This window comes from Micromonospora sp. NPDC049580 (genome assembly GCF_040675595.1).
GTDB lineage: Bacteria > Actinomycetota > Actinomycetes > Mycobacteriales > Micromonosporaceae > Micromonospora.
On sequence record NZ_JBFAPG010000414.1, the window covers coordinates 1 to 5,659 of the forward strand.

Genomic DNA, 5,659 nt, shown 5'->3' on the forward strand with positions numbered 1-5,659 from the left:
GGTTTGCGTCAGGTGGAGGCTCCCCGCTGACGCAAACCTCTTGATCACCAGGTGCGGGGGGTCGGCGGCGTCGCACGGACCGACCACCGTCGGGTGGCACATTTCCGCGGGGCCGGTCAGCGACGGGCGTGCGCAGTACGTTGTGCAGAACCGGCTCGCGGCGCAGCCAGGCGTCCGCGCCGGCACACGCCGGCCGGCCGCGCAGCCGCTCGGCGTCGGTCAACCGGAATAACCCACCGTGTCGGTCGGGAATGCGTCGTGGGTGGACGAAGTTGGGAAGAAGCATGACAACTGTGGGACTGATCGGCAGCGGCCACATCGGCGGCACGGTGGCCCGGCTGGCGGTGGCCGCCGGCTACGACGTGGTACTGAGCAACTCGCGCGGGCCGGAGACGCTCACCGACCTGGTCGACGAGCTGGGCGAGCGGGCCAGCGCCGCCACGGCGCAGGACGCGGCGCAGGTCGGCGACCTGGTGGTGGTCAGCGTGCCACTCAAGGCGTACCGGGCGGTGCCCGCGCAGCCGCTGGCCGGCAAGGTCGTCATCGACACCAACAACTACTACCCGGAGCGTGACGGCGCCTTCCCGGAGCTGGACGCTGGTGAGATCACCAGCAGCGAACTCCTCCAGCGGCACCTACCGGACTCGCGGGTCGTCAAGGTCTTCAACAACATCTACTTCAAGGCCCTCGCCGAGCTCCCCCGGCCGTCCGGGGCGGCCGACCGCAGCGCGCTCGCGATCGCCGGTGACGACGCCGCCGCGAAGGCCGAGGTGACCGCCTTCCTGGACCGGATCGGTTATGACGCGGTCGATGTCGGCCCGCTCGCCGAGGGGTGGCGTTACCAGCCGGACACCCCGGCGTACGGCGTGCCCTACTCCGCCACGCCGACCGACTGGCAGCGCCCCGCACCGGCTGACGCCGAGAAGCTGCGCGCCGCGCTGGCCGCCGCCACCCGCTGAGCACCGCCGCCGTCCTGGGACGACCGCCTACCGGGTGGCCGTTTCCAGGGCGGCGGCGAGTTCGTCGTCGTAGCTGGCGATGGGCTGGCCGTCCACGGCGTACGCGACGAGTCGGCCCTGCGCCATGCTCGCCGACCGGAACGAGAACGTCCGCGTACCGGGGTAGGCCGCCAGCAGGGGAATGTCCCGGGGCGCTCCCCCCGGGGCGGAGTAGTACGCCAGCCGGGCCACCTGCGCGGAGACCACACCGTTGACCCGGACCTTCGTCTTCTCCGCCCGGGTGCCGAAGGTGACCGGCGCGTCGGTGGCATAGGCGGCGCACTCGGCCGGGCTTCGACAGACGAAGAAATACCGCGGATTGACGACGTCGCCGAGGGCGTACGCCTTGAACGTCGGGTCCGCTCCTGCGGGCAGCGGTTGCACGGCGAAGAAGGCGAGTGCCACCGCGGCCGAGACGCCCACCCGCAGCCAGGCCCGGCCGGCGGCGGATCGCCGGTTGCTCCGGGCGGTCGCGACCGCGACACCGCCGAAGCCGGCCAGGCACAGCAGGCACACGCCGACGGCACGGGCGTTCTCGAACAGGAACTGCACGCCCGGCCGCGTCGACACCGGGCCGAGGACCGCGCCCAGCGAGACGACCATGGCGGCGAGCAACGCGGCACCGGCCACCCGCTGGGTGATGCCGGACGCGCCGACCAGCAGCATCGCGGCGAGCACCGGCCACACCTGATGGTGGGTCCAGGACACCGGGGACGCGGCCACCGTGGCGCAGCCGACGAGGACCGCCGCGTGCCCGGGGCGGCCCTGCCCGGCCAACTGCCGGGCGCGCAGCAGCGCCGCCCCGCAGATCACCGCCACCAGCCCGGCCCAGAGCACGGGCAGCGCCCCCTCGTCGACCCCGAGGCGCAACAGCATCCCGTGCACCGACTGGTTGCCCAGCGAGGCCAGGTTGCCGATCCGCGAGGTCTGCCGGACCGCCTGGGTCCAGTAAGTCCAGCTCTCGCCGGGCAGCACGACCGCCGCCAGCCCGGCACAGGCTCCGAACGTCGCCACCGCGCGGCCGGCGTCGCGATAGCGCCCGGTCGCGAGGAAGTACGCGACGAACAGCAGCGGGGTCAGCTTGATCGCCGCGGCCACCCCGACGAGCACCCCGCGCAGCCGGGGTGCGACGACGCCCATCCCGTCCAGCAATGCCAGCAACACGATGAAGATGCTGACCTGCCCGAAACGCAGGTTGCTCTGCACCGGCGCCGAGAGCATCAGCACCGTGGCGGCCACCGCGACGAGCAGCGGGCGGTGCGACCGATCGGTGCTCAGCGCGACGCCGACCAGGCCGGCGATGGCGACGACCGCCGCGCACGTCGCCACCAGCCAGACGCCCTGGAGTACGCCCTCGCTGACGGCGGTGATCGGGCCCAGCACCAGGGCTGCGAACGGCGGATAGGTGAACGGCCCGCCGTTTCGGGCGCGGTACTCGTACAGCGGCCGGCCGGCGTGCAGATCGGACAGTGCGCCGTAGTAGATGTGCAGGTCGCTGAGCCGGTCGCCGCGCCTGAGCACGAGCACACAGGACACCAGCGCGACGACGCCGAACGCCGCCCACGCCAGCGCCACCCGGCGATCCCGCATCGCCCGAGAATAGGCGAACGCAAGGCCGAGCGAAGGTCCCGTCGACCGTTGGCCGCGCAGTCCAACGCCGACGAGCACGACCTCGACCGTCTGGCAAAGGCGCTATTTCTGGAATAGCACCGACGCGACGTCCGCCACGATTCCGAGAGCCCAGTCCAACTGCGGACAATCGTGATGACCTTGACACTCCAGGCAGCCGCCTGTCTGCCAGGGCCGATCACGCGCTCGGGACCAGTGCGCGTCGAGGACCCGCTCCGCCATGAAGAGTTCGGTCGCCCTGGACACCGGCTCGTCGATCGCCATCGTCCGCACCTTTCCCGAGGTCACGAATGCCAGCCCTGGAGGGCGGAGGCCATGCGTCGCGCCCTCCAGGGTGGATGGATCGAAAACCTCGGGGTGCTGAAGTCCAGAAGCGTCCGACCGCTGTCTCACTGTATCCACTGTCTCACTGTAGTCATGTTCTCACTGTGCTCAGTCGAGTCGCGTCGTCACTTGTCCTGCCCAGGTCCCGGCTGGAAGCATGATCTTCGCTGAAGTCCAGGAGAGCCGATCATGCCTACCAGGCCACCGCACTACCTTCGCGTCGCCGACGACATCGCGCGCAGAATCAACTCCGGGGAGTACCCGCCCGGCCATCAACTGCCCTCGGTCTCGGAAATTGGCGAGATCTACAACGTGGCACGGTCGACCGCCTACCGGGCCGTACGCGAACTGCACCAACGAAACCTGGTCTACGGCCAACAGGGGCAGGGCGTCTTCGTCGCCGAAGCGGAGTAGTCGGCTGCGAGGGTCCGACCGCGTCTGCCCTCGGAAGAACGGGGACCACGCGCCAGGCGTGCGTCCCTAGCATCGGTGGATGGAAGCGACGAGCACACCGGCGTACGACGCTCACGCGGACTGGTACGAGGGCTTCATCTCGGGCGGGGGCGACTATCTCCGGAGGGTGCACGCGACCGTGGCCGACCTGCTCGGCACGGGTGCGGGGCCCTGCCTCGACATCTGCTGCGGCACCGGCGCGCACGCGTTAGTGCCCGGCGACCTGGGCTGGACACCGGTGGGTGTGGACCTGTCCGGCGGGCAGTTGCGGCACGCGCGCGGGCGGCTGCCGGTGGCCCGCGGGGACGCGACCGCCATGCCGATCGCCGACGCCTCACTCCCCGCCGCGATGTGCGTCCTGTCCAGCACCGACGTGCCCGACTACCCGGGCGTGCTGCGTGAGGTCGGCCGGGTGCTGCGCCCGGGCGGGCGGTTCGTGCACGTGGGCGTGCACCCGTGCTTCGTGGGCGCGTTCGCCGACTGGGGCCGGCGCCCGAGCGTCGTCGTCGACGAGCGCTACGCGGACCGGTCACGCAGCTTCGACAGCTGGAACACCGACGGCGTCCGGGTCCGGGTCGGTGCCTGGCACGTGCCGCTCGCCGACCTGCTCAACGCGACAGTGGCCGCCGGCCTCCGACCGGTCCGGTTCGTCGAGTCCACCTCTCTAGGCGTGCCGGACCTGTTCGGCTTCCTCGCGGTGCGGTAGCGGCACCAACCCCGCGTCCAGAGTCGGGATCTCCCTCGCGAAGCGGCAAGATCGCCCTCGAACCTGGATGTCAACACTGTTGCGTTAGGGCTGTGGCCGGCGGGGTCAACCCGTGCTGGATAACAAGACTCTTGGTAGATCAAGCCCCGGCGATCATGGAATTGTGGTGCCTGCCTTGGCAGGGTACGGGCGTTTTGTGGCCCACCACAACTCCATGATCGGCGAGGCAGTGCCGGTCGACGAACAGCCGTTCCGCCAAACGCAACGGTGTTGACCTGGATGTAGTGGCATCCTCCCGACGCGAGACCACTACATCCTGGATCGAGCACGATCTCGCGGGCAGCGATCTCGCGGACAGCGCGGCACGGGCAACGCGGCACGGGCAACGCGGCACGGGCAACGCGGCACGGGCAACGCGGCACGGGCAACGCGGCACGGGCAACGCGGCACGGGCAACGCGGCAGAAGAAACATTGCACGCAAAACTTGCGCCGGAGTCCCATACACGGGACTCTGTCCGTGGGTTGCCGCCCGCTCACCGAATGTGCCTTCCGGAGGCGACATGCACACGCTCCGTACCACGTCCCGCCGACTGCTGGCCGGCGCTGGCGCGCTCCTGCTCGGCACCGCCCTCGCCGCCGCCGCTGCGGGCCCGGCCAGCGCGGACACCGTCGGATACGTCCGGCTCGCCCACCTCTCACCCGACACCCCGGCCGTCGACGTCTACCTGGCCGCCCCCGACGCCGCGAAGCCGCGAGTGTTCCCGGGCGTCGGCTACGGCGTGGTCTCCGACTACCTCCAGCTCCCTCCGGGCCGGTACGCGGTGGCGATGCGCGAGGCCGGCACGCCCGCCAGCGAGCCGCCGGTGCTCACCACCGAGGTAGCGGTGACCAGTGGTGGCGCGTACACGGTGGCCGGTGTCGGTCGGCACGCCGACCTGGGGCTGCGGGTGCTCACCGACGATCTGAGCGCTCCCAGGCAGGGCCGGGCCAAGGTGCGCGTCGTGCAGGCGTCGGTGCGGACGCCCGTCCTCGACGTGGCCGCCGCCGACGGGCCGACGATCGCCGACGGCGTGCAGTTCGCCACCACCACGGACTACCAGCAGGTCGAGCCGGGCACCTGGAAGCTGCGACTCACCGGCGCGGGCGGCCCGAGCACCGACGCGGAGGTGCGGCTCACCGGCGGAGCGGTCTACTCGCTGCTGGTGCTCGACGACAAGCAGGGCGGGCTCACGGCCGAGCTGCGCCGCGACGCCGAGGGCGGCACTGTCGTACCGGCCGGCGGTGTGGACACCGGCGCGGGCGGCACGTCCGACGCAGGGTTCGGCGCGTACCCCCTGGTGGCCGGCGGGTTGGCCGCGGCGACCAGCGCGGCCAGCGGCGCCCGGCGGTCGCGGTGGCGTCGGATCGCGGCGGCGGGCCCGATGCTCACCAGGTCGTGCGCCGCCGCCGGCGCCACAGGAGCAGGCTCGCCGCGCCGGCCGCCGCGGCCCACCCCCCCCCCCCCCCGGGGGCCGCGCCCTCCCCCCCGGCCGGCTGGCCGCCCCCCCC

At 72.0% G+C, this 5,659-nt stretch carries 6 protein-coding genes; 4 read left to right on the forward strand and 2 right to left on the reverse strand.

Annotated features, from left to right (window positions below; genetic code table 11):
* The first annotated feature begins 284 nt into the window (after nucleotides 1-284).
* Entirely contained in the window at nucleotides 285-959 is a 675-nt protein-coding gene (locus tag AB0J68_RS25570) for an NAD(P)-binding domain-containing protein (RefSeq protein WP_363940711.1), read from the forward strand.
* Between the two features lie 27 nt (nucleotides 960-986).
* Here AB0J68_RS25570 and AB0J68_RS25575 read toward each other — a convergent pair whose 3' ends face one another.
* On the reverse strand, nucleotides 987-2,588 hold the full coding sequence (locus AB0J68_RS25575) for a glycosyltransferase 87 family protein (protein ID WP_363940713.1): 1,602 nt from the start codon (nucleotides 2,586-2,588) through the stop codon (nucleotides 987-989).
* 102 nt (nucleotides 2,589-2,690) lie between these two features.
* Entirely contained in the window at nucleotides 2,691-2,891 is a 201-nt protein-coding gene (locus AB0J68_RS25580; protein ID WP_354858238.1) for a hypothetical protein, read from the reverse strand.
* A 249-nt stretch (nucleotides 2,892-3,140) separates the two neighbouring features.
* Between AB0J68_RS25580 and AB0J68_RS25585 the strand changes: the two genes are divergently transcribed.
* The 3 genes from AB0J68_RS25585 to AB0J68_RS25595 all read left to right on the forward strand — a co-directional run.
* Nucleotides 3,141-3,365, forward strand: a complete 225-nt coding sequence (locus AB0J68_RS25585) for a GntR family transcriptional regulator (protein ID WP_354858235.1) — start codon at nucleotides 3,141-3,143, stop codon at nucleotides 3,363-3,365.
* A 79-nt stretch (nucleotides 3,366-3,444) separates the two neighbouring features.
* Nucleotides 3,445-4,110: a methyltransferase domain-containing protein gene (locus AB0J68_RS25590; RefSeq protein ID WP_363940716.1), complete on the forward strand. Its 666-nt coding sequence runs from the start codon at nucleotides 3,445-3,447 to the stop codon at nucleotides 4,108-4,110.
* 561 nt (nucleotides 4,111-4,671) lie between these two features.
* On the forward strand, nucleotides 4,672-5,659 hold a 988-nt coding region (locus AB0J68_RS25595), incomplete at its 3' end, for a DUF4397 domain-containing protein (protein ID WP_363940718.1).